This window comes from Kitasatospora sp. NPDC057198 (genome assembly GCF_042670125.1).
Classification (GTDB): Bacteria; Actinomycetota; Actinomycetes; order Streptomycetales; family Streptomycetaceae; genus Kitasatospora.
On the sequence record NZ_JBHUWH010000776.1, the window covers coordinates 1 to 2,120 of the forward strand.

At 74.8% G+C, this 2,120-nt stretch carries 2 protein-coding genes; one reads left to right on the forward strand and one right to left on the reverse strand.

Features of this window, described 5'->3' with window-relative positions; all coding sequences use genetic code 11:
* Positions 1 to 86 precede the first annotated feature (86 nt).
* Complete coding sequence (locus tag ACFUEL_RS38905) at positions 87 to 467, reverse strand: VOC family protein (protein ID WP_380242817.1); 381 nt, start codon at positions 465 to 467, stop codon at positions 87 to 89.
* 214 nt (positions 468 to 681) lie between these two features.
* Here ACFUEL_RS38905 and ACFUEL_RS38910 point away from each other — a divergent pair, with 214 nt between their 5' ends.
* Positions 682 to 2,112: an MFS transporter gene (locus ACFUEL_RS38910; protein WP_380242819.1), complete on the forward strand. Its 1,431-nt coding sequence runs from the start codon at positions 682 to 684 to the stop codon at positions 2,110 to 2,112.
* Positions 2,113 to 2,120 lie beyond the last annotated feature (8 nt).

The following is a 2,120-nucleotide window of genomic DNA, read 5'->3' on the forward strand; positions in this document are numbered from 1 at the left end:
GGGTTCGAGTCCCTGGCGGCGCACAGACGGTCGAGAGCCTCCCTCCGGGGAGGCTCTCGGCGTTTCCGGCCCGGTCGCGCGCCGGTTCACGCTCCGGGCAGTTCGTTGACGCACAGCACGTTGCCGTCCGGGTCCTTGAACCAGGCGGCCCGCATGCCGTCCGCCTCGGCGACCCCGTCGAGGGTCTTCAGTCCGGGCTGGTCGTACTCCTCGAACACCACGCCGCGGCCGCGCAGTTCGGCCATCTCGGCGTCGAGGTCGGCGACCTTCCAGCTGGCCAGCGTGTGGCCGGCCCGGCCGCCGTACGGGGTCTCGTACATGCCGAACTCGGTGCTGCCGCAGCGGAAGACCACCTCTTCGGCGCCCTCCCGGGCGAGGGTGAGCCCGAGCGTGTCGTGGTAGTACCGCTTGGCCCGTTCGAGGTCGGTCACCGGGATCACCGCGAGCAGGGGCGCGTCTGCCAACATCGCCACCACCTCCTCCCCCCAGGCTAGGCGCGTCCCGCACGCCGGTCGACCAGCGGCGTTCCGGGCGGCCCGGCCCGGCTCCAGCGGCGCTCCAGCGCGGGTCCAGTGCGGGTCCAGCCGGTGCGGGGAGCGTCGGGTGGCGGGCCGCGGCCGCGGTGCCGTCCCGTCCCGTACGACCCCGTACGACCCCGCACGACCGAGGAGTACCGAGGAAATGACCGACACGACCGAAGTCCGCACGACGGCACCGCCCCCGGTGGCCGATCCGCCGCACCGGTGGACCCTGCCGGTGGTGCTGGCGCCGACGTTCATGGTGACGCTGGACATGTTCGTGGTGAACGTGGCGATCCCGTCCGTGCAGGAGAAGCTGCACGCGTCGACCGGCGCGGTGCAGTTCGTGGTGGCGGGGATCAGCCTGGCGGTGGCCGCGGTGCTGGTCACCGCGGGCCGGCTGGGCGACATCGCCGGGCGGCGGCGGATGTTCGCGCTCGGCACCGCGCTGTTCACGCTGGCCTCGGCCGGCTGCGGGGTGGCGCCGGACACCGGCGTCCTGATCGCCGGCCGGGTCGCCCAGGGCGTGGCGGCGGGCCTGATGATGCCGCAGGTGCTGGCGATCCTGACGGTGGCGTACGAGGGGGCGCGGCGGGCCCGGGCGTTCGGCGCGTACGGGATCGCGATGGGGCTGGCCGGGGTGTTCGGGCAGCTGATCGGCGGGGTGCTGATCCGGGCCGACCTGTGGGGCCTGGGGTGGCGGCTGATCTTCCTGGTCAACGTGCCGGTCGGGGTGCTGGTGCTGGCGCTGACCCGGCGGCACGTGCCGGAGTCGCGCGGCACCGGCTCCTCCCGGCTGGACCTGCTGGGCGCGCTGCTGGTGACGCTGGGCCTGGTGGGGGTGGTCCTGCCGCTGGTGAAGGGCCGCGAGGAGGACTGGCCGGCCTGGACGTGGATCTGCCTGGCCGGTTCGGTGCTGCTGCTCGCGGTGTTCGTGGCGCAGCAGGCGCGGCTGGGCGCCCGGGGCGGTTCGCCGCTGCTGGACGTGGGGCTGTTCCGGCAGCGGGCGTTCTCGGTGGGGCTGGTGACCACGCTGCTGTTCTACGCGGTGATGTCCACGTTCTTCCTGGTGTTCGCGCTGTACCTGCAGCAGGGCCGGAGCCGGACGGCGCTGGAGTCGGGGGTGCTGTTCGTGCCGCTGGGCGCCGGGTTCTTCGCCGCGTCGATGCTGGCGCGGCCGATCGGCGCCCGGCTGGGCCGGCAGGCGCTGGCGGTGGGCGCGCTGGTGCTGTCGGCAGGACTGGCCGCGCTGGAGCCGCTGGCGGACGGGGCGCTGGGCGGGATCGTCCCGGCGCTGGTGGTGGCCGGGTTCGGGATGGGCATGGTGATGGCCCCGCTGTCGGCGACGGTGCTGTCGGGGATCCCGGCGCGGTTCGCGGCGGCGGCCTCGGGCGTGCTGTCGACGGCGGTGCAGGTCGGCACGGCGCTGGGGGTGGCGGTGATCGGCAACCTGTTCTACCAGTCGCTGGGCACCGCTCCGGCGGCGTCCTCGTTCGTGCACGCGTTCGCGCTGTGCTGCGGGGTACTGGCGGGCCTGGGGGTGCTGGTGGCGGCGTCGGTGCAGCTGCTGCCGCGCCCGGCCGCGCGGGGCTGACCGGCCCG

What these genes read in the sequence shown, in the direction of transcription:
- ACFUEL_RS38905 (WP_380242817.1), bottom strand. Translation starts at nt 467, where the DNA reads ATGTTGGCAGACGCGCCCCTGCTCGCGGTGATCCCGGTGACCGACCTC.
- ACFUEL_RS38910 (WP_380242819.1), top strand. Translation starts at nt 682, where the DNA reads ATGACCGACACGACCGAAGTCCGCACGACGGCACCGCCCCCGGTGGCC.